This window comes from Carnobacterium funditum DSM 5970 (assembly GCF_000744185.1).
GTDB classification, from domain to species: Bacteria; Bacillota; Bacilli; order Lactobacillales; family Carnobacteriaceae; genus Carnobacterium_A; species Carnobacterium_A funditum.
This window is the reverse complement of the sequence record NZ_JQLL01000001.1, coordinates 970,123-992,346: the sequence shown is the minus strand read 5'-3', so window position 1 is coordinate 992,346 and position 22,224 is coordinate 970,123. Positions and strand designations below refer to the sequence as shown.

The window sequence follows — 22,224 nt, the reverse complement described above, 5'->3', positions numbered from 1 at the left end:
TAAGTTGAAATATCTCTAAGTAGTGAATAAAATGAATATATGATGATAAAATCATTAAAAAAAACTAATAAATGTATTGACAAGCTTTTATTTGTTTTTTATACTTGGGCTATCCAAAAAATGAATTGTGAGGGAATCAATATGAATAATCTGCCAAAAAACAGGACACAACTAAATAATTATTTCTTTAGCTATTTTAGAAGCTGTTTGTAGACAGGTCACACTTGGATACAAACAGGAAACAGTGATGTTTGTATCTATGATGGCTAAGGCATTTTGTATTGAGCTGAATGCGTCACATAGATGAAAGTTATATCTATGTGGTGCAAGAAACCTATTTTATCTTTTTTAAAATAACAAGCAACACCCACTTAGATTGTACGTTTATCTATGTGGGTGTTTTTAGTTTCTCAAATAATTGATTTGATGAAAAAAAGAGGAGACTAGGAGGAAAAGAAAATGAAGAAGAATAAACAGATTTGGAAAACAGGATTAGGATTAATGATAGCAGGAATAGTATTAGCAGGCTGTGGTACTGGTAAAGAAGCAGGAGATGGAAAAGAAGACGGTATAAATGTAGGAATCTTACAGTATATGGAACACGATTCTTTATCTCTAGCACGTAAAGGCTTCTTAAGTGAATTTGAAGACGCGGGATACGTTGAAGGTGAGAATCTGACCGTTGATTATCAAAATGCGCAAGGAGATCAAGCAAACTTACAAAGTATGAGTGAACGTCTAGCTGGGGAAAACGACGTTATCTTGACAATTGCTACACCAGCTGCTCAGGCTTTAGCGAATGTAACAGAAGAGGATCCCGTTTTGTTCACAGCAGTAACGGATCCAGTTGATGCTGGTTTGGTAGAAAGTATGGAAAAACCAGGGAAAAACTTGACTGGAACAAGTGATATTGTCCCAATTGAAGAACAAATCGCCCTATTAGTATCAATAGCTCCTGAGGCTAAGACAGTAGGAATCATTTATAATTCAAGCGAACCAAATTCAAAGATTCAAGCAGCTTTGGCTGAGAAAGCTATCAAAGAAAAGGGAATAGCAGTAAAAGTTTTAACAGTGACTTCAACGAATGATGTACAACAAGTTATGACAACATTAGCACAAGAAGTTGATGCAGTTTATATCCCAACAGATAATACTCTAGCTAGCACGATGCCAACAGTGGGAGAAATTGCAACTGAGTACAAATTGCCTGTAATACCTGGCTCAGCAGAAATGGTGCAAGCCGGCGCTTTAGCAACATATGGAATAAACTACACAGATTTAGGACGTCAAACAGCTGAAATCGCATTAGAAATTATTGAAGAGGGAAAGAAACCAGCTGAAATGAAAGTTGAGACTTCAAATAATTTAGAATTAGTTGTAAATGAAAAAATGGCAAAAGCATTGGGAATAGATCCTGCAAGTATTGTGGTCCCAGACTAAAAGGATAATGGAGGAGTTTTATACACTATGAGTATTATATTATCAAGCATTTCACAAGGTTTATTATGGTCGATTATGGCTATAGGTGTCTATTTGACTTTTCGGATATTAGATATTGCAGATTTAACAGCCGAGGGAAGTTTTCCTTTAGGCGCAGCGGTATGTGCGAGCTTAATTGTAGCTGGAATTTCACCAATCCTATCAACACTAATTGCTGTATTTTGCGGAATGTTAGCTGGAGTTGTATCTGGTCTTTTACACACGAAATTGAAAATACCGGCTCTATTAACGGGTATTTTGACAATGACAGGACTATATTCTATTAATTTAAGAATCATGGGTAAAGCAAACGTTACTCTGCTAGGAGAAGAAACATTGATTAGAACAGTTCAATCGTACGGCTTAAATAGTCGTATGGCTGTCTTAGTTGTTGGAATGATGGCGAGCCTATTAGTTATCTTTTTGCTGTATTTATTTTTTAATACAGAAACAGGTTTAGCCATTCGTTCAACTGGAGATAACGAGGCTATGAGTGAAGCAAATGGAATTCATACGAATACAATGAAAGTTATTGGATATATGTTAAGCAATGGTTTAATTGCTTTATCTGGGGCATTAATTGCACAAAATAATAGTTATGCCGATATTGGAATGGGTATTGGAACAATTGTGATTGGCCTTGCTTCAGTTATTATTGGAGAAGTACTTTTTCATCAGTTATCATTTGCAAAACGATTGTTAACGATTGTTGTTGGATCAATTGTATACCGATTAATCATTGATTTGGTATTGCAACTAGGTATTGATCCGCAAGATATTAAATTATTTTCGGCACTTATTTTAGCAATTGCTCTTTCTACCCCGTTAATAAAAAGAAAATCTAAAGTAGGTCAAAAAAATCGTAGAGTACGTAGAGTAAAGGAGGAGATAGTTAAATGACAGCTATTCTAAAAGTACAAGATATCCATAAAAGTTTTGAAATTGGGACAGTTAATGAGAATCATGTTTTAAAAGGGCTAAATTTAACAATTGAAGAAGGTGAATTCGTTACTATTATTGGTGGCAACGGTGCGGGGAAATCAACACTGTTAAATAGCATTGCTGGTAGTTTCTTTATAGATTCAGGCAGTATTCGTTTAGCAGGAGAAGATATAACACGCCAAAAAACAGCTGAAAGAGCAAAACACATTGGTCGTGTTTTTCAAGATCCTAAAATGGGGACGGCTACTCGCTTAAGCGTAGAAGAAAATTTAGCAGTTGCTTATAAGCGTGGCAAAAAACGTGGACTTTCCTTAGGAGTAAAAGATAAACAGCGAACAGAATTTCGTGAACGATTAAAACAGTTAGATTTAAATTTAGAAAATCGTCTGAAAATGGAGGTTGGATTATTGTCTGGTGGACAACGTCAAGCCTTGACGTTACTGATGGCTGCTTTACAAGCTCCAAAACTACTCTTACTAGATGAACATACAGCCGCATTGGATCCAAAGACGAGTAAAATGGTATTAGAGTTAACAGATAAAATAGTTAGAGAAGAGCAACTGACAGCTATGATGATTACTCACAATATGGAAAATGCAATTGAATACGGCAATCGGTTAATTATGTTATACAATGGACAGGTAGCGGTGGACGTAAGTGGAAATGAGAAACAACAAATGACTGTACCAGATTTATTAGAATTGTTTCATAAAAATAGCGGCAATCGGGTCAGTGATGACGCCTTGATTTTAGGGTAAAAAAACAGGACATATGTCCTGTTTTTTACTTGCAACTATTTGGTCTATAATGCGTTTGAGGGAGCAGACCTGTGTCCACTTTATGGATAATAATCGCTGGTTATGATTACATTACGTTTTTTGAAGTGATTAGGATTTAGCTGTTAGTTGGTGTAATTTTTTATAAACTGTTTGCTGGAAGCTTTTCTCCAATAGCAGCTAAACGTTCGCTCACTTCTTCTTGGCTCAAATGGTTCGTTTTAACGTAAAGATTTTCAGGAGCTACACGACATTCATGAGAGCACCCTTTTAGGTATTTAAATTCGTTTTCTTCAGAAGTTAGAATTTGACGGTTACATTTGGGGTTTGCACAGTTCACGTAACGTTCACAAGGCAAACCATCAAACCAATCACGGCCAACAATAATATGTTCTTTTTGGTTTACTGGAACACTTATGCGAGTGTCAAAAACATACATCTGTCCATCCCATAATTCTCCTTGAACTTCGGGGTCTTTACCGTAAGTGGCGATCCCACCATGTAATTGTCCCACATCTCCAAATCCTTCTTTAAGAAGCCAACCGGAAAATTTTTCGCAACGAATTCCACCAGTGCAATAAGTGACAATACGTTTGTTCATAAATTTTTCTTTATTCTCGCGAATCCATTGAGGAAGTTCACGAAAAGTACGGATTTCCGGACGGACAGCACCTCTAAAATGTCCTAAATCGAACTCATAGTCATTACGTGCGTCAATCACGATCGTGTTTTCATCTAAAATAGCCTTACGAAATTCTTCAGGTTCTAAATAAGTACCAGTAAGTTCGTTTGGATTGATGTCATCTTCAAGGTTTAATGTAACTAATTCTTGACGGTGGCGAACATGCATTTTTTTAAAAGCTGACGTATTCTCTTCATCAATCTTAAATACAGTGTCAGCAAAGCGAGAATCAGCGTGCATGGTGTCTATATAGTGTTGAGTTTGTTCAAATGTTCCAGAAACGGTTCCGTTTATGCCTTCTGCAGCAACTAAAATTCTGCCGTTCAAACCAATTTCTTTACAAAAAGCTAAATGTTCAGCTGTAAATTGTTCAGGGTTTTCAATGTTAACGTACTGGTAATAAAGTAATACACGGTAATCTTTAGACATTATAAATCCTCCTAAAATATATAAAGATGTAGTATAGATAAATAAACTATCTAACACTACATGATACACTATTTTATTTTATAAAAGCAAGAGAATAAAATAGATAACACGTTAACCAGTCATTCTAAAAAAAGCTAAGCTTGAATCATTCATACATTCTTTATAGGACTTTTTTCGGGACTATTGAAGAAATAGATTTTTAGACTGCAAACTCATAAAAGGAAGAATTAGCATAATTCGTAAAAGTTTCAAGAGGTTGTTGTTGATCAAAATCATAATAACACATATAAAATTTATTTATCTTCTAAGTGTTATTATTTGACATTGAATTGTAACCTAAAAGTAATCTTTAAAAGTGTTCTTCATGCTATACTGAACTTTGTGAACTGGTGATAACAGTTTAATTATTTTAAAAATAACTATTTTTTTGGAGGAGAATAATTAATGAATAAGAAATTACTTTCAATTGCAATTTTAGGAACAATGACTTTTGGTTCTGTTATTCTACCTATAACAGCTAGTGCTGAATCTTATAATGATAAAATTGAAGAAGCTAAACAAACATCAAATACAAACCAAAATAACATAGATACAGCTGATCAAAAAATAAATGGCTTATCAACAGAAAAAAACAATACACAATCACAATTAGAAGCGATAAATAAAACGATTAATGTTAATAAAGAAAAATCTCAAAAAATGGTTGGAGATATTAACAAATCTCAAGAAGAGATGGTAACTTTAAAAACTGAGATTGACTCACTAGAAAAAAAGATTGAAGAACGCAATGAACAATTAGATAAACAAGCACGTACAGTTCAAACTAATGGAGATACACAGAACTACATAGAATTTATTATTGAAGCAGAATCTTTAGTAGATGTTATTGGTCGTGTAGATGTCGTTAATCACATGGTAACAGCTAATAAAAACCTTGTGGAAGAACAAGTACAAGATCAAAAACTGGTTGTTGAAAAGAAAACAAAAACAGAAAAAACTATCGTACAACAAAATGCTTTAGCAGCTCAATTAGAAAATACACAGAGCTCACTTGAGCAACAATTGTTAGAAAAAGAAGTAGTTGTATCGCAACTTGCTTCAGAAATGTCAACAGCGCAAGCAGATAAAGATGCTTTCTTAGTACAAAAAGCAGCTGCAGAACAAGCAGTAGCAGATTATACAACAGCTCAAGCAGATGCAGAAAAAGCTGTTCAAGTAGCTTTTGAACAAAAAGAAGAAGAATCTAGAGTAACAATAGAAGCTGCTTCAACTGAAAATGTTGCAACTACTGAACAGAATACTACAGAAGTAGCTGAAGAAGCACAAACTTCTACTCAATCAAGTTCTGTTAATTCTTCAAATCAAGAGTCAAATACATCAGTATCTGTAAGTAAACCAACTGCCAATAAAGTTGTGATAACACCAGCGCCAGTTAAAAAGACAACACCAGCGCCAGTTAAAAAGACAACACCAGCGCCAGTTAAAAAGACAACACCAGCACCAGTTGAAAAGCCAGCACCAGCACCAGTTAAAAAGACAACACCAGTACCAGTTAAAAAGCCAGTACCAGCACCTTCAATAGGCGGAACATCTCTATCTTCAATGCAACCGGCTATCAACACTGCTTTATCAGCAGGGAAACCTTATCTTTGGGGCGGAGCATCAATTGCAAGTGGATTTGATTGTTCTGGATTTACTCAATATGTCTTAGGATCTGCTGGAGTTTCTATTCCACGTGTTGCATCTGCACAATACAGTGCTTCATCGCGTGTATCTAATCCAAAAGCAGGAGACTTAGTATTCTTTTCATTAGGTGGTTCTACTGTGGATCATGTTGGGATTGTAACAGGTGGCGGCGGTTTCGTTGGTTCACAAAGCAGCACTGGAGTGGCTTATACCTCTTATAGTTCTGGATGGTGGGCTAGCAAAGTTGTTGGGTTCGGAAGATACTAAAATAAAAGCGTAGTACTAATTGAAAAGACGAAGCTAGATTAATAAAATTAATCTAGCTTCGTCTTTTTTTGTATCTTACTTTGTATATTCTTCAGTGAGGTCTAAGAATGTTTGGATTTCTTTTTCCATAACTTCAATACCAGCTACCCAAAAATCTTGCGTATTTAAATCAACATGCAAATGTTTTTTAGCTAAGTCTTCTGTAGACATTGAAGCAGTGTCTTTTAATAAAGCGATGTACCGATTTTCAAAACCAGTGCTGTCTTCTAAATACTGCGCATAAATACCTAGACTGAAAAGATAACCAAAGGTATAAGGAAAATTATAAAAAGGAACGTCAGTAATGAAAAAATGCAATTTACTAGCCCAAAAATGGGGATGATAAGAATTCAACGAGTCTTTGTATGCTTCTCTTTGAGCTGCGTCCATTAATTCAGATAATCGTTCATCTGTAACAATTCCGTTTTGTCGTTCTGCATAGAAATTAGTTTCAAAAATAAAACGAGCATGTATGTTTAAGAACATAGCTAATGAATTTTGGATTTTTGTGTCAAGTAAATTTATTTTTTCTTCTTTAGTTTTTGCATCTTTTACGGTGGCATCAGCAACAACCATTTCGGCGAAGGTGCTGGCAGTTTCTGCTACATTCATTGCGTATTGTTGGTTTAATGCCGGTAAATCTTTCATTACATAACTATGGAAAGCATGACCTAATTCATGAGCCAACGTAGATACTTCACCAGGTGAATCAGCGTAAGTCATAAATATTCGAGATTCTTTACTTTCTGGCAACTCGGCGCAGTAGCCTCCCGGACGTTTCCCACTACGATTTTCGGCTTCAATCCAATTCTTTTCAAAAGCAGTTTGAGCAAAAGATGCCATTTTTGGACTGACCTTTTTAAAGTTAGCTATGATAAAATTGGCGCCTTTATCGTATGGATAAAGCTGTGGTTTGGTATTGCCCACTAAAACAGGAGATTCAACATCTTGCCAGTCTAATTGATCTTTCCCTATTAGTTGAGCTTTACGATTCAGATAATCAATAAAAGGTTGTTTGTGTTCACTGACTGCTTTCCACATAGCATCTAGCGATTCTTTTTCCATCCGATTGTATTCCAAAGGACGTTTTAAAAAATCCGAAACGCCATGTGCTTTATAATCAGTTAATCTAAAACCGGCTAAATGATTCAATGCATCAGCGAATAAGGGAGCTTTTTCAGCCCATGCGACTTCCCATTTATCAAACAATTGTTTTCTAACTCTTTCATCAGGATCAGAATTCATTTTGTTATAGGCTTGTCCAGCGGAAAGAGTCATGCGCGAACCATCCGCCTCCTCAAAAGGGATTTCAATTGTCGCAACTAACGTATCATAATGGTCACTCCAAGCCTGGAAACCGTCTATTGAAAGAGCATTGATTAAAGCTTCCTCAGATTCACTCAATAATTCTTTACCTTGAATTCTAGTTTCTTGTAAGACAAATTCAATTGGTTGAAATTCACTTAAAGAAAGTAAACCCTTCCAATCTTTATCTGACATAGCGACTATTTTTTTTGTGAGAATGGTTTTAATGGTATCAAATGAACTACTGAGTGTGAAAATTTGTCCGAATAAAGCGCCACTTTTTTTGTCTGTAACATCTGCTGACTGAACAGCTTCAACAAAGGTATGCACTTGTGATAAACCAAAGGTAATGTTTTCTTGACTTTCTAACATAGCTGAAAATTCTTTGAAGTCTGGTTTGTCTTTTGCACTATCCCATTTATTTACTTGCTCAGTTATGCTAACTAGTTGTTCTTCGATTAAACTTAGTTTATTTTGTAACTCACTAGATCCACTTCCACCTGAGAAAATAGAGTCTAAATCCCAATTCATTTCGTAAGTCATCTAAAAAAATCCCTTTCTTTATTAATCTTACTCTATTATAGTCTAGTTATTTAAAATATGAAAATACCAAATAAAAAATAAATTGAATCTAAAAAGATAAGTGTCTTTTATTTTGAAGAATTTAGCAGAAACGAGTTTATTTTTGCTTCATTTTTGATATACTAAAATGAATAGAAAAATTTCAATTGTGCTAGTTAAATTTAAAAAACATTTAGGAAAAGGAGTGTGAATATGCGTTCGACAACTAGAGATAGCAGTTATATTATTTTAGCGTTGGCTATCATGGGCATTCTTTTTTACAGTTCATCCCAACCTTATGAAGCACAATCAATTACTCCTATGCTTGATCAACTATTAGCTAAAGAACCACTGAAAAACTTGTTGAATAGTGTTCAGTTTAACTATGCAGGGAGTGAGATAAGTATTCAAACACTTGGTTATAGTAAATTTGTGGAATTCTTTATCCGTAAAGCTGCCCATTTTGGAACTTATTTTCTTTTGGGATTATTTTGGTTTTTAGGTTTGAAAAATAAGTTGGCAAGTCTGAGCTTATCTATACTTATCTCTTGGTTGTTGGCTTCTGGTTATGCGGCTATGGATGAATTCCACCAGGGTCTTACTCCCAATAGAACACCTCTATTGCAAGATATTCAACTAGACAGTATAGGAGCAGCAACTGGTATTATCTTAGCTGTACTTTTTTTCGTTTTTCATAAGACCAATTATAAAAAGAAGAAAAAATATCGAGACTAAAACAAGTTTTATGCATTTTAGAAAAGATTGCTCAACCATTTATTTTTTGGTAGAATAGATAAGGCTTACTTGCCTAAATAAACAATGAAATGAGGGAGTTGAATGTCAGGACATTCAAAATGGAATAATATCCAAGGACGAAAAAATGCACAAGATTCAAAACGTGGAAAAATTTTTCAAAAGATATCTAGAGAAATTTACATGGCTGTAAAAAGTGGTGGACCTGACCCAAATATGAACCCTTCATTGCGTATGGTGATGGATAAAGCTAAGTCTAATAATATGCCTAATGACAATATAGAACGTGCCATTAAAAAAGGTAGCAGTACAACCGAAAGTGAAAATTATGATGAAGTAACTTATGAAGGTTACGGTCCTAGTGGTGTAGCTGTTTTAGTTCATTCTTTAACAGATAACTTAAATCGTACTGGTACAAATATACGAGTTGCTTTTAATAAAAATGGTGGAGCAATGGGTGAAAAAGGATCTGTCAGCTACATGTTTGAGCGCAAAGGCTATATAGCTATTGAGCGAGAAGGTTTGAACGTTGATGAAGATACTGTGCTTATGAGTGTGCTAGAAGCTGGTGGAGAAGAAATGGAAACGTCAGATGAAGTTTTTGAGATTTATACAGATCCATCAGAATTCGCAGAAGTACGTGACACTTTAGAGAATGAAGGATATGTTTTAGCTAAAGCGGAAGTGACCATGATTCCGCAAACAACAGCGGAATTATCTGATGATAAAAAAGAAATCTTTGAGCAAATGTTAGACAAACTTGAAGACGATGATGATGTATCAGAAGTTTTCCACAACGCAGAACTATAAAGAAATTGAATTTAAAAACGAACGATCTAAAGACACTTTTTATTTTATCTATTTTGATAAAGTAAAAAGTGTTTTTTTTGTGTAAAAAAAAGAAAAAAGAAATAAATGCAAATATTAAAAAAGAGAACTAAAAAAAAGGAGGCATTAGATAACTATGAAAAAATTAAGGAGGGAAGCCCGAGACTTGAATTCTATCTCAACCAGTGAATAAAGTCTCTATAATGGCGATTAGAATGGAAATAGAACAATTTGCTGAAAATTTAATTTTAGAAGCACAAAATAAAGGAGCTAGTGATATCCATCTATTGCCAGAAATAACTCATTATTTTCTTTTTTTTAGAATTAGTGGCGAGCTGTATGAACACTCTCAAGTAAAGTCAACAGAAGCCAATCGTTTAATATCTTATTTTAAATATCTTTCCGGAATGGATGTAGGAGAGCGCCGAAAACCACAAAGCGGCTCAATACAATTAATGCTAAAAGAGAGCAAGCAAGCTCTGCGATTTTCTACTATATCGAATTACAGGAGCCAGGAGTCCATGGTGATTCGTCTGCTAAATGAAATGAAAACGGGTTCTTTGAATCGCACAACATTTTTTCAAAATGAAGTGATTGAAATGAATGAATTGGTTCGTTTTAAAAGTGGGTTGATTTTGTTTTCTGGTCCCGTTGGATCTGGCAAAACAACAACAATGTATCAATTAATTCGAGATTATCATACACAATTTAAACAGCAAGTCATTACAGTAGAAGATCCTGTTGAAATAGAAGAATCGGCCTTTTTACAAACGGAGGTAAATGAAAAAGCTGGAATTTTCTACGAAACATTATTGAAATCAAGTTTGAGGCATCATCCTGATACAATGATTATTGGGGAAATAAGAGATGAAGAAACCGCAAGGGTGGTTATAAGAGGAGCTTTAACAGGACACTTGATGATTGCAACAATCCATGCTAAAAATGCAGTAGGGGTACTCTCACGCTTATTAGAATTGGGAGTAACAATGGATCAGTTAAGGCAAACACTTTTAGGGATTGTTTTTCAGAAATTAGTTCCAAAACTGTGCGCTTTTTGTGAAGAAGAAAGTTTAGTGATTTGTCCACATGTTAAAGGACATGAAAAAAGAGCGGTTATCTATGAAGTTGTAACGAAGCAAGATTTACGAAATTGTTTGTCTAATGAGTTAACACTAACCAATCAACAAAATGATACTCCTCGTTCCTTTAATCGTTTACTTAGAAAGGCGTATGTTTATGGCTATATTAGTAAAACAACGTTTCAAAAATACCAAATCCCATAAAAAACCGACTCTCTCTATTCAAGCGTCATTTTTGATAAAGTTATCTTCTTTAGTGCAAGAAGGGTTTACTTTAGGTGAAGCATTAGTATTCTTAGCCAAAATTATGCCAAAAGAAGTAGTGTGGATTCAAATGATTATCCATCAATTAGAAAACGGGGAGCGATTTGATGAAGTAATTAGGAACCAAGGATTTTCAGAACGAGTGTGTTCGCAAGTCTATTTATCCTTGATCCATGGTCGTTTTTCGTTCGTATTATATTCAAGTGGACAATATCTAGCAGATAAAGAAAAACAAAAAAAAGAACTGATAAAATTATTGCACTATCCTATTATTTTATTGGTTTTTATGTCGGGTATTATGATAGCGATGCGTTTAGTTTTATTACCTAGTTTTGAAGAAATTTACAACACAACAGATCGAAGTTTATCATGGATAAATCGATTTGCCGTTATTTTTATTCAACAATTTCCAACAGTTTTATTTATTAGTCTGCTATTTTTCTTATTGCTGTTTATTATTTTTCAACAAAGATTAAAAACAGGGACAGCGATAAAAAAAGCCACTTTTTTCATGGGAATACCACTCTTGAATACGATGTTACGACTTTATTATACCCATTTTTTTAGTTATGAATGGAGTCAACTATTAAGAAGCGGTTACCAAATGAATGCAATCATTGAACTAATGCAATCAAAAGAAGCGACTAAATTAATGAGAGAAGTAGCTGAATACATGGAGCTGAAACTAGTAGCTGGTCAAAATTTCCAAGAGTCTATGCAGGCATTGACTTTTTTTAATCAAGAATTAGGGCTTATCATTTTACATGGAGAAGCAACAAGTCAATTAGCTAGTGAATTAGCCCTTTATTCACAAGATTGTCAAGATCGAATGCTAATCCAACTACAGAGGATGTTCAGTTGGATTCAACCGTTTATTTTTCTGATTGTAGCTTTTTTAATACTTTGTATCTATTTAGCCTTATTGTTACCAACTTTTTCTATGATGGAGGGAATGATGTAATGCATAAATTTAAAAAAATGGATGCTAAAGGTTTTACATTAATTGAAATGGTCCTGGTGCTGTTTGTTATTTCCATTTTGATGTTATTGATTATTCCAAATGTAGTAACACAAAAACAAAAAGTGGATGCTCAAGGAACCAAAGCACTAGTGACTGTTGTGCAGACTCAAGTCGAGTTATACGAAATGGAATACGGTATTAAGGCTACTACTTTTGAGGTATTAAAAGAAGCGAAATATTTGAGTGACGAACAATCAAAACAAGCGGATGCAAAACTTCAACTTTCTGATGGCAAGGTTACTGCAAAAATTCTTATCCCATGAAAAAAATAAATTCAAGTGGATTGTTGCTTTTCGAGATGCTAGTCGTTTTGTTTATTGCAACAAGCATGTTAATTATTCCAACTATTTTTTCAAAAAAAATCATTGAGAATACAGCAACTCAATTATTTGTTGAAGAGTTACAAAGCGGTATAACGACAAGTCAAAACTATGCTGTATTATCTGGTAAATGGTCTTCAATAGATGTTTCAGCACGTAATAATGATATTACATTTAAAGCGATGTCCCAAGAAAATCATTATTTAGAGTACCGTTTGCAATTACCAAAAAATATCACAACGCCATCTAATAAGCAATACATATTTAATGGTGGAAGTGGTAATCTTCAAAGCTTCTCCACATTGTATTTTGATATAGATGGAATTAGGCATGGATTAATTTTTCAAATGGGAAGTGGACGCTATAAATGGGAATAAACGGTTTAATCAAGAAGGCTACATCCTACTTGAAAGTTTGATTGCATTCTTACTAATAACACTCTGTATTGGTTTCTATTTACCCATGACAGCAAATTTACTGCTCACAATAAAAAAAGAAAAAATAGAGGTTGATTTAGTCCGGATTGCTTATGAACAATCACAAAAAATAGCACTTGGTCAAGATATAGATAGCACTTGGCAAACTGGAGAGATTACTTATGGTATCAATCTATCAGAAACAAACCAGAAAAAAGGTATCCATATACAATACAATGGTCGTAAAAAGAAAATGGATATTCTTTCAACTGAAATCACCAACCCTTAATGAACAGGGGTTTACACTGTTAGAGTCGATAGTGTCTTTATATGTTTTAGTTATATGTGTTTCATTAATTGGTTTTACAGCTAGTCAATACCAGTCTATTCGAAAACAAACATTTTTAGATCGTCAATTAGAATGGCATTTATTTCTCAATCAATTTGAATACGAGATTAAAGAACTAGTATTTAAAGATATCACAGCTAGTAAGGTAAGATTTGAAGAACAGGATGCTGCTGGTAGGGTACGCCGTTTAATTGTTTATCAAAAAGATTTAAATAAAACAACCTTAATTAAAACAACGGAATCAGGTGGATATCAACCATTATTAATGAAAGTTAGTAGAGTTACATTTACAAAAAACGGTGATTTTTTAGTTATACAAGTCTCTTTTTTAAATAAAGAAAGCTACAAGGCACAAGTGAAAATAACAGAACAGATTAAGGAGTTAAAATAATGAATCAAAAAGGAGCTATTTTACCTTCAGTAGTAATTTTTGTATTTTTGATTACTACAGTTATGGGAGGAACAGCTCACATATATAAAAATCAGATGCAGCAAATGATGATAACTGAAAATTACTATTTAATCCAGACCATGATTTCATTATCAAAAGCTGAGGTTCAAAGACAATTAATTGAATCACCAAACTTTAAAGGAGCTATTTTTATGTTTGAAGACGGAAAAGTAGAAGTAAGTAAAACGGTAACGGATTCATTTACCTTTATCGGATCAACTAAAAATACTATATTAAATCCAATAAAGATTAGTGTATTTTTTCATAGCGATAAAGAACTTGATGACAGAAAAGAGTGGAATTAAAAAAAATCATAAAGCAATAAAGGAAGTTGCCCTCAACATCAAACCACAAAATAGCTAGTTAGAATCCAAGTGGTATTAATTGTATTTATGATAGTAAAAAGCTTCTTACATGGATTTTAATGTGAGGAGCTTTTCAGCTTTTTAACAAGCTAATACGTTGCTATTTGTCTATATGACGGGTGGGGGAGAGGGATAAATATAACAATTACAATATAGTTGGTTACATTCTAATGTGAAAATCATACATAAGGATAATCTAACATCAAGAAAAGCCTTGTATATGGTGGCTTATTATTGGAATAGTCAGTTGATTTTTATTATTATACATCCTATCAAAAGTATTGAAAAAATGTAAAGAAGCTGGGTAAATAATAAGGTTCCTATTTTGAAAGTTTTTTTATAAGATCGTTTATTTTCATTGTAATACTTACCATATTAAGTATTCATGCAAGTAATCTTTTACCCAGTTTAAATGATAATAACAGCTAAATGTGTAAATGGAAAAAAAATGAAATAACTCTAAATTTTAAAAGGCTAACAGTAAAGAGACAAATCGGATGTTAACAAACAGATTATTAGATTTAATCTTTTGAAGTCTGTTTATTAGCCAAAATGAAGGGTTATTTCTTTTTACCCTGTAATTTGATATAATAAAATAGATTATGTTCAAGTATACGAACTAGAATGACTTAGTGCAGAATTAAAAATTGAGGAGTGGAACAGATGTCTCGTTTAAATAAGATAAGAGAAAGTATGAAAAGAAAAAATATAGAAGCTTTATTAATTACCAGCCCTTACAATTTGCGTTATGCATCTAACTTCACTGGAACAACAGGATTAAGTCTAATTACAATGGAAAATGCTTATTTTGTAACAGATTTTAGATATACAGAACAGGCAGCTACCCAAGCTGTTGGTTTTGAAATTGTGAAAAATAGCGGACCCATTTACGATGAGGTTGCTCGGTTAGTAGAAAAAGATACTATTGAAAAAATGGGTTTTGAGCAAGATTATATCAGTTTTAGTACCTTTGAACTTTTAGAACAAATTATTTCAAGTGAGTTAATTCCTGTATCAAATTTAATTGAAGAATTAAGAGAAGTTAAAGATTCTTCAGAGATTGAAATTATTAAAAAAGCTTGTTCCATTTCTGATGCAGCTTATAGTTATATATTAGGAGTAATTAAGCCGGGAATGTCAGAAATCGAGGTAGCCAATATCTTAGACTTTCATATGCGTGGGTTAGGTGCAACGGGTGTTTCATTTGAAACGATTGTAGCTAGCGGGATCCGTTCAGCAATGCCTCATGGAGTGGCAAGCAAAAAGATAATCGAAATGGGTGATTTTGTCACTATTGATTTTGGTTGTTATTATGAAGGATACGTTTCGGATATGACCCGCACATTTGCTATAGGAGAACCAGACGCAAAACTGAAAGAGATTTATGCTATTACACTAGAAGCACAATTAAAAGTAATTAATGCGGCTAAACCAGGAATGACGGGTGTAGAATTAGATGCTATTGCACGTAATCATATTGCTAGTTATGGATATGGTGAGGCTTTTGGGCATTCAACAGGACATGGTATCGGTTTAGAAATACATGAGGGTCCAAACGTTTCTAAATTGGCAACGAAAAAATTTGTCAAAGGGAATGTGATTACCAATGAACCAGGAATTTATTTACCTGGAATTGGTGGAGTTCGAATTGAAGATGATTTAGTTATTACTGAATTTGGAAATGAAGTTATTGTTCATTCTCCTAAGGAACTAATTATTCTTTAAAATATAAGAAAACCTAGAATGTATTAGGCAGATGAATAGAAAAATGATACACTAAAACAGAAAATAGGAACGATTCTAGGAGGAAAACACAATGATTTCTGTAAATGATTTTAAAACAGGTTTAACAATTGAATTTGACGGTGGACTTTGGAAAGTAATCGATTTTCAACATGTTAAGCCAGGTAAAGGTGCAGCTTTTGTTCGTTCTAAGTTAAGAAACTTAAGAAACGGAAATGTTCAAGAAAAAACATTTCGTGCTGGTGAAAAAGTTGGAAGAGCCCAAATCGATAAACGCAAAATGCAATTTTTATATGAGAGCGGTGAGGTATATGTTTTCATGGATTCTGAAAATTATGAACAAATGGAGTTGCCTGAAGAAGCTATAGCAAGTCAGTTAAAATATTTAAAAGAAAATATGGAAGTTCATATTTCAATGTATAACTCTGAAATAATAGGTATAGAATTACCAAATACGGTAACATTAAGAATCGCTGAAACTGAACCAGGAATCCGTGGAGATACATCTTCAGGTGGAACTAAAACAGCAAAATTGGAAACTGGAGCAAATGTTAACGTGCCATTCTTCGTAAACGTTGATGACATGGTTATTGTTAACACACAAGATGGTTCGTACGTTTCTCGTGCATAAAAAATTAAGATAAAGACAATAGGAGGTCTAGATGATGGCTGAAGAATCAAGTTTTGCAGTAAATAAAACAAAAGCAACTTTGGGTGAAATTGAAGTAGCTCCGGAAGTTATTGAAGTTATTTCAGGTATTGCTGCAAGTAAAGTATCAGGTGTTTACGCAATGCATGGCAAATTAAGTTCAGGCGTTTCTGAATTATTCGGACGAGTAGATCATAAAAAAGGCGTCCATTTAACTTCAGACGAAGAAGGTTTAAAAGTAGATGTATACTGTTATTTGAATTATGGCGTTTCTGTACCGAAAGTATCATTAGAATTACAGAAAAAAGTACGTGAACAATTAATTCAAATGACAGATATCGAGCTAAAAGAAGTAAATATCCATGTGGTAGGAATTGTGCCAGAAAAAACTGAATTAAAAGATTTGTTTAGTTTTGATGATGAAGATGGTGAAGTAGATTGAATTTAACCAGACGCGAAATTAGAGAGAAAGCATTACAATCTCTATTTCAATTATCAGCCAATGAGGATCTCGCCACTGAGATAGCTATGCAACAAGCTCTTATAAGCTCAAATGATTTAGCAGATGAAGTGGAAATGGTTTCAGTACCTGAGTATTTAGACTTACTTGTTAAAGGTGTCATCGAAAATCAACTAACTATTGATGAAGAAGTTCAAAAGTATCTTGAAAATTGGTCAATGGAAAGACTCGCAAAAACAGATGTAGTCATTATGAGGATTGCTATTTTCGAAATGCTTTATGTTCCAGACGTTCCAGCAAAAGTTGCTTTAAACGAAGCGCTTGAAATAACGAAGCTTTATAGCGATGAAAAATCAAGGAAATTTGTTAATGGAGTATTAGCAAATATCGTTAATAACTTGGAGAAAAAAGAGGCTGAATAAGCCTCTTTTTTCTTTTCTGAGAAACAGAGTTGAAGGCATACAACAATATAGCTTCGTATGGTAAAATAAATATATTGAGAATAAAAAAAGACTAGTAGAGTTAAAAGGGTGGGATTTATTATTAGCGCAATTATAATGAGCGGCAAGGATTTAGCGGCTGAAATGAATAAAGAGATGCAAGTAATGGTTGATAAGTTAAGATCAAAAGGCGTGACCCCCGGGTTAGCTGTTTTACTTGTGGGGGAAGATCCAGCTAGTCAGACTTATGTGCGCAATAAAGAAAAAAGAGCCAAATCTTTAGGCTTTTATTCAGTAGTAGAGAGATACTCTGAAGAAATTAGTGAAAAAGAAATTTTAAAAGAAATCAAACGATTTAATCAAGATGATGCCATTCATGGTATTTTAATTCAGTTACCATTACCAAAACAAATTGATCCTAAAAAAGTATTAAATGCAGTTAACCCAAAAAAAGATGTTGATGGGTTTCATCCTGTTAATATGGGGAAACTATTAATAGGGGAACCGGATAAGATTGCTTGTACTCCTTATGGAATAATGAAGCTGCTAGAAAATCACAAAATAGAGATTGCAGGAAAAACTGCTGTAGTGATTGGGCGTAGTAATATAGTGGGCAAACCAATGGCTCAATTACTATTGATGAATGATGCTACAGTAACCATGGCCCATTCAAAGACTAATCATTTAGCAGAAATAGCAAAAACTGCGGATATTTTAGTAGTAGCAATTGGAAAAGGACACCTTGTTACTAAAGATTTCATCAAACCAGGCGCAGTCGTTATAGATGTAGGGATGAACCGAGATGCTAATGGGAAATTAATTGGTGATGTAAAAGCAGATGAAGTAGCAGAAGTAGCTGGCTATTTAACTCCAGTTCCTGGCGGAGTTGGGCCAATGACGATTACTATGCTATTATATCAAACCATTATTAGTGCACAAAGAACAATTTAAATTGACCGATGAGTCAGGAGGATTTTTTTGACAGAAAAATATTTGACCGTCACGGCTTTGACGAAATACATTAAAAGAAAATTTGAACAAGATCCTTATTTAGAAAGGGTTTATTTAACTGGTGAAATTTCTAACTTTAGAAATCGTCCTAATGCACACCAGTACTTTAGCTTAAAAGATGAGCGCGCAAAGATTTCGGCGTTGATGTTTAAAGGAGCTTTTCAAAAGTTAAAGTTTACACCTGAAGAAGGCATGAAGGTTTTGATTATTGGTCGTATTTCTTTGTATGAAGCAAGTGGTAATTATCAGATATACGTAGAACATATGGAGCCAGATGGCGTTGGAGCATTGTATCAAGCTCTAGAAGAAATGAAAGTGAAATTAAAAAAAGAAGGTTTATTTGATGCACCAAAACAATTGATTTCTACTTTCCCTAAAAAGATTGCTATTGTGACTAGCCCATCAGGTGCAGTAGTTCGAGATATTATGACAACGATTAAAAGACGCTACCCTATTGTACAACTTGTTGTTTTCCCGACATTAGTTCAAGGAGCAAAAGCAGCGGATGATATAGTGAATAGTATAAAAATGGTTGAAGCTAAAGGCGATTTTGATACAATGATTGTGGCGCGTGGTGGGGGATCAATAGAGGATTTATGGCCATTCAATGAAGAAAAAGTAGCACGAGCTATCTTTGAAGCTAAAACGCCAGTCATCTCTTCAGTAGGGCATGAAACAGATACAACTATTGCTGATTTGGTTGCTGATATGAGAGCTGCAACACCAACAGCTGCAGCAGAGCTCTCAGTTCCTTTGCTTTCTGATGAATTAATAAAAATAGAACAAATGCGATTGCGTTTGATTCAAAGTTATATGAGGAAAATGGAAGTATTGAGCCAACGGTTAAATCGTAGTTTAGAATCGTATATTTTTAAACAGCCTCAAAGATTGTATGAAGGGTATGCTCAAAATCTGGATATGCTTTCAGAACGACTGGAGAGATTGCTGTCTGAAAAAGTACAGACAAAAACACAAGATTTTAAGTTAGTGCAATATAGATTGATGGGAGCAAGTCCTATTCAGCTAATAGAGCAAAAACAAAGAGATTTGCAATTAGGTAATCAACAATTACTTAATGAAATGGATCGTTATATGCAAAATACAGCTAAAAGAGTGGACTACGCCATGCAATCGTTAGATTATTTAAGTCCTTTAAAAATTATGAACCGTGGATACAGCTACGTGACTAAAGAAAAGAAAGTGGTTAAAACAATACATCAGATTCAGCTAAACGATCGTGTGCATATACATTTGCATGAAGGCGAGTTTGAAGCTACAGTAATAAATAAAATGGAGGAAAAAAATGAGCGCTAAAGAAAAAATAAAATTTGAAGAAGCTATGCAACAATTGGAAGAAATTGTTATAAATCTTGAACGGGGCGATGTTCCTTTGGAAGAAGCACTAGATCAATTTCAAAGAGGTGTTGGCTTAAGTAAGATTTGTAAAGAAACGTTACAAAATGCAGAAAAAACATTAACTAAAATTGTAGAAGAAAATGGCGAAGAAACAGTGTTTGAAAATGAATCTGATTCAAACGAATAGGAGTTGAATAGCAAATGGAATTCAATCTATTTGAGAAAAGAGAAAAGCCATTAATTGAAGCAGCTTTGATTAAATATTTAGATAACGGTACGTATCGAGATGGAACTTTAAGTCAGGCAATGAGATACTCCTTAACAGCGGGTGGGAAACGTATTCGACCTTTATTGCTGCTAGCTACTGTCCAATCTCTTGGTGGAGATGTAACGAAAAGTTATGAAATAGCAACGGCATTAGAATACATTCATACGTATTCATTAGTGCATGACGATCTTCCTGCGATGGATAACGATGTACTGCGCAGAGGAAAACCGACTAATCATAAAGTTTATGGCGAGGATATAGCTATTTTAGCCGGCGATGGTCTCTTAACTCAAGCATTTGAAATCGCATCAGTAGGTTCTTTACCAGATGCAAAAAAAGTAGCATTAATTTTAGCCTTAGCAAAAGCAGCCGGGCCAATGGGGATGGTTGCTGGACAAACAGAAGATATCGAAGGTGAAAATCAAAAACTATCACTAGGATTATTGAAGGCTGTTCATGAAAAGAAAACGGGAGAATTATTAAAATTTTCCATTTATGCTGGAGGACTTATTGCAGATGTCTCTCCTACGGTTAATCGACTGTTAGATGAATTTGCAGCACACTTTGGTTTAGCTTTTCAAATTCTTGACGATATAATGGACGTTATTGGTGACTCTACAGAACTAGGCAAGAAAACTGGGATGGACGCTACTTTAAATAAAAGTACCTATCCAGCTCTGTTGAGTTTAGAAGGTGCAAAAAAAGCTTTAGAAAATGAACTAAATCATGCGAGAAAAAATTTAGTGCAAATTGAAGACCATTATAAAAAAACAGATAGTAAGTTTGATAGTCAGTTATTATCTGAGATGCTTGATCTATTGCAACTTCAATAAAAGGAGATAATAAGATGAAGAAAGAACGAGTTGACATTCTCCTTGTAGAACAAGGTTTATTTGATTCTGTTGAAAAAGCAAAACGTGCCATTATGGCTGGAATCATCCTAACAGATAAAAACGAACGAATCGATACAGCTGGTGAAAAAATCCCCGTTACAACCCAATTGAAACGTAAAGGTGAAATATTACGTTATGTCAGTAGAGGGGGATTGAAGCTAGAAAAAGCTATGTCTATTTTTGATGTGACAGTAAAAAATAAAATAATGTTAGATATTGGATCATCAACTGGTGGTTTTACAGATGCAGCATTACAGCATGGAGCAAAATTAAGTTATGCATTAGATGTTGGGACAAATCAACTATCTTGGAAGTTGAGACAAGATTCACGTGTGGTAGTGATGGAACAAACAAATTTTAGGAATAGTAAATTGGAAGATTTTAAAGATGGTCAGCCTGATTTGGTCTCAATAGATGTATCCTTTATTTCATTGCGTATCATTCTACCAGTATTAAAAGAAATTATTTCCGCTGGAGGAGATGTATTGGCTTTAATTAAGCCTCAATTTGAAGCTAATCGTAATGATGTAGGAGAAAAAGGAATTATACACGATCCAATTATCCACCAAGAAGTATTAATAAAAATGGTTCAGTTTTCTCTTGATCAAGGATATGATGTTGAAGCATTAAGTTTTTCTCCGATTACCGGTGGACAAGGAAACATTGAATTTTTAGCTCACTTAAAATGGAATGACAAATTAAAAGGATTTATAAATGAAGCGATCGATATTAATAATGTAGTAAAGATGGCACATGAAAATTTTCAAGCTAAACAGAATTAAAAATTGTATATTCATATACAATTTTTTTGCTTTTTTCTTCAATATTTTAATAAACCTGATATAATTTGCTATTATATCTAGAAAATATACGGTATGATGAGTAAAACGCTGTATAATTATACTTACATTAAAATGAGGTGGAATTATGAAGAAGAAAGAACGGCATCAATTGCTAAAAAGTCTTATACAAGATCATGTAATTGAAAAACAAGAGGATTTTGTATCTATTTTAAAAGATCAAGGTACTGAAGTAACTCAAGCTACTATTTCTCGTGATATCAAAGAACTACAATTAATAAAAGTTCCTTCTATATCAGGTAGCTACCGTTATAGTTTACCACCCGATGTGCATTATGATACTTCAAAAAAATTAGAGCGCTTACTGAAAACATGTTTTGTTTCAGCTGATGTGCAAGACTACTTACTTTTGGTTCGGACAATTCCGGGGAATGCTTTTGCTTTAGGTTCTTTAATAGATCTATCAGAATTCGAAGAAATATTTGGAACGGTTTCAGGAGACGATAGTGTATTAATTATTTGTCGTTCTAACGAATTGGCCAAAAAATTGAAAAATCATTTTATCAGTATGTTGTAGATTTTAAGTAGGCGA

The 22,224-nt window shown here is 33.9% G+C and carries 25 protein-coding genes; 23 read left to right on the top strand and 2 right to left on the bottom strand.

The genetic code is table 11. The annotated features are described in order from the left end of the window. Positions 1–459 precede the first annotated feature (459 nt). The 3 genes from BR44_RS04515 to BR44_RS04505 are packed head-to-tail and all read left to right on the top strand — an operon-like array spanning position 460 to position 3,179. Positions 460–1,440 (top strand): ABC transporter substrate-binding protein, encoded by a 981-nt coding sequence (locus BR44_RS04515; protein WP_034550878.1) that lies wholly within the window; start codon positions 460–462, stop codon positions 1,438–1,440. A gap of 27 nt (positions 1,441–1,467) precedes the next feature. Continuing rightward, a complete protein-coding gene (locus tag BR44_RS04510; protein WP_034550877.1) occupies positions 1,468–2,379 on the top strand; it encodes an ABC transporter permease in 912 nt (303 codons plus the stop codon). Beyond that, positions 2,376–3,179: an ABC transporter ATP-binding protein gene (locus tag BR44_RS04505; RefSeq protein ID WP_034550875.1), complete on the top strand. Its 804-nt coding sequence runs from the start codon at positions 2,376–2,378 to the stop codon at positions 3,177–3,179. Before BR44_RS04510 ends, BR44_RS04505 begins: the two co-directional genes overlap by 4 nt. Positions 3,180–3,339: 160 nt before the next feature. Here the strand turns inward: BR44_RS04505 and trhO are convergent, their stop codons facing one another. Then, complete coding sequence (gene trhO / locus BR44_RS04500; protein WP_034550874.1) at positions 3,340–4,308, bottom strand: oxygen-dependent tRNA uridine(34) hydroxylase TrhO; 969 nt, start codon at positions 4,306–4,308, stop codon at positions 3,340–3,342. 444 nt (positions 4,309–4,752) lie between these two features. Here trhO and BR44_RS04495 point away from each other — a divergent pair, with 444 nt between their 5' ends. Next, positions 4,753–6,261, top strand: coding sequence for a C40 family peptidase (locus BR44_RS04495; RefSeq protein WP_034550872.1), 1,509 nt, complete (start codon positions 4,753–4,755; stop codon positions 6,259–6,261). A 75-nt stretch (positions 6,262–6,336) separates the two neighbouring features. Here BR44_RS04495 and BR44_RS04490 read toward each other — a convergent pair whose 3' ends face one another. Next, positions 6,337–8,148: a M3 family oligoendopeptidase gene (locus tag BR44_RS04490; RefSeq protein ID WP_034550871.1), complete on the bottom strand. Its 1,812-nt coding sequence runs from the start codon at positions 8,146–8,148 to the stop codon at positions 6,337–6,339. Between the two features lie 231 nt (positions 8,149–8,379). Between BR44_RS04490 and BR44_RS04485 the strand changes: the two genes are divergently transcribed. The 19 genes from BR44_RS04485 to argR all read left to right on the top strand — a co-directional run bounded on the left by BR44_RS04485 (position 8,380) and on the right by argR (position 22,209). Continuing rightward, positions 8,380–8,901 carry a VanZ family protein gene (locus BR44_RS04485; RefSeq protein WP_034550869.1) on the top strand — a complete coding sequence of 174 codons (522 nt, stop codon included), beginning with the start codon at positions 8,380–8,382 and terminating at the stop codon, positions 8,899–8,901. Positions 8,902–9,003: 102 nt separating this feature from the next. Continuing rightward, positions 9,004–9,729, top strand: a complete 726-nt coding sequence (locus tag BR44_RS04480; RefSeq protein ID WP_034550868.1) for a YebC/PmpR family DNA-binding transcriptional regulator — start codon at positions 9,004–9,006, stop codon at positions 9,727–9,729. Between the two features lie 203 nt (positions 9,730–9,932). Further along, complete coding sequence (gene comGA, locus BR44_RS04475; RefSeq protein WP_342668064.1) at positions 9,933–11,030, top strand: competence type IV pilus ATPase ComGA; 1,098 nt, start codon at positions 9,933–9,935, stop codon at positions 11,028–11,030. After that, positions 10,984–12,051, top strand: coding sequence for a competence type IV pilus assembly protein ComGB (gene comGB / locus BR44_RS04470; RefSeq protein WP_034550866.1), 1,068 nt, complete (start codon positions 10,984–10,986; stop codon positions 12,049–12,051). Before comGA ends, comGB begins: the two co-directional genes overlap by 47 nt. After that, a complete protein-coding gene (gene comGC, locus BR44_RS04465; RefSeq protein ID WP_034550865.1) occupies positions 12,051–12,374 on the top strand; it encodes a competence type IV pilus major pilin ComGC in 324 nt (107 codons plus the stop codon). Before comGB ends, comGC begins: the two co-directional genes overlap by 1 nt. Continuing rightward, entirely contained in the window at positions 12,371–12,808 is a 438-nt protein-coding gene (gene comGD, locus BR44_RS04460; protein ID WP_034550863.1) for a competence type IV pilus minor pilin ComGD, read from the top strand. Before comGC ends, comGD begins: the two co-directional genes overlap by 4 nt. After that, on the top strand, positions 12,786–13,136 hold the full coding sequence (locus tag BR44_RS11640; protein WP_034550861.1) for a hypothetical protein: 351 nt from the start codon (positions 12,786–12,788) through the stop codon (positions 13,134–13,136). Before comGD ends, BR44_RS11640 begins: the two co-directional genes overlap by 23 nt. Beyond that, positions 13,030–13,587, top strand: coding sequence for a competence type IV pilus minor pilin ComGF (gene comGF, locus BR44_RS04450; RefSeq protein WP_084676088.1), 558 nt, complete (start codon positions 13,030–13,032; stop codon positions 13,585–13,587). The genes BR44_RS11640 and comGF overlap by 107 nt, the downstream gene beginning before the upstream one ends. Next, positions 13,587–13,952 carry a hypothetical protein gene (locus BR44_RS11055; protein ID WP_051912513.1) on the top strand — a complete coding sequence of 122 codons (366 nt, stop codon included), beginning with the start codon at positions 13,587–13,589 and terminating at the stop codon, positions 13,950–13,952. The genes comGF and BR44_RS11055 overlap by 1 nt, the downstream gene beginning before the upstream one ends. A 723-nt stretch (positions 13,953–14,675) precedes the next feature. Then, complete coding sequence (locus BR44_RS04440) at positions 14,676–15,737, top strand: M24 family metallopeptidase (protein WP_034550860.1); 1,062 nt, start codon at positions 14,676–14,678, stop codon at positions 15,735–15,737. 91 nt (positions 15,738–15,828) lie between these two features. Further along, on the top strand, positions 15,829–16,386 hold the full coding sequence (gene efp, locus BR44_RS04435; protein ID WP_034550858.1) for an elongation factor P: 558 nt from the start codon (positions 15,829–15,831) through the stop codon (positions 16,384–16,386). Positions 16,387–16,420: 34 nt separating this feature from the next. Beyond that, positions 16,421–16,846 (top strand): Asp23/Gls24 family envelope stress response protein, encoded by a 426-nt coding sequence (locus BR44_RS04430; RefSeq protein ID WP_034550856.1) that lies wholly within the window; start codon positions 16,421–16,423, stop codon positions 16,844–16,846. Then, positions 16,843–17,286: a transcription antitermination factor NusB gene (gene nusB / locus BR44_RS04425; protein ID WP_034550855.1), complete on the top strand. Its 444-nt coding sequence runs from the start codon at positions 16,843–16,845 to the stop codon at positions 17,284–17,286. Before BR44_RS04430 ends, nusB begins: the two co-directional genes overlap by 4 nt. A 135-nt stretch (positions 17,287–17,421) precedes the next feature. After that, positions 17,422–18,255, top strand: a complete 834-nt coding sequence (gene folD, locus BR44_RS04420) for a bifunctional methylenetetrahydrofolate dehydrogenase/methenyltetrahydrofolate cyclohydrolase FolD (RefSeq protein WP_034552920.1) — start codon at positions 17,422–17,424, stop codon at positions 18,253–18,255. A gap of 27 nt (positions 18,256–18,282) precedes the next feature. Beyond that, entirely contained in the window at positions 18,283–19,629 is a 1,347-nt protein-coding gene (gene xseA, locus BR44_RS04415) for an exodeoxyribonuclease VII large subunit (protein WP_034550853.1), read from the top strand. Beyond that, the gene (locus BR44_RS04410) at positions 19,619–19,858 is read left to right on the top strand and encodes an exodeoxyribonuclease VII small subunit (protein ID WP_034550852.1); all 240 of its coding nucleotides are present in this window, start codon (positions 19,619–19,621) and stop codon (positions 19,856–19,858) included. The genes xseA and BR44_RS04410 overlap by 11 nt, the downstream gene beginning before the upstream one ends. 14 nt (positions 19,859–19,872) lie before the next feature. Beyond that, positions 19,873–20,772, top strand: coding sequence for a polyprenyl synthetase family protein (locus tag BR44_RS04405; protein ID WP_034550851.1), 900 nt, complete (start codon positions 19,873–19,875; stop codon positions 20,770–20,772). A 14-nt stretch (positions 20,773–20,786) separates the two neighbouring features. Then, complete coding sequence (locus BR44_RS04400) at positions 20,787–21,614, top strand: TlyA family RNA methyltransferase (protein ID WP_034550850.1); 828 nt, start codon at positions 20,787–20,789, stop codon at positions 21,612–21,614. 145 nt (positions 21,615–21,759) lie between these two features. Next, positions 21,760–22,209 (top strand): arginine repressor, encoded by a 450-nt coding sequence (gene argR, locus BR44_RS04395; RefSeq protein ID WP_034550849.1) that lies wholly within the window; start codon positions 21,760–21,762, stop codon positions 22,207–22,209. Positions 22,210–22,224: the final 15 nt, after the last annotated feature.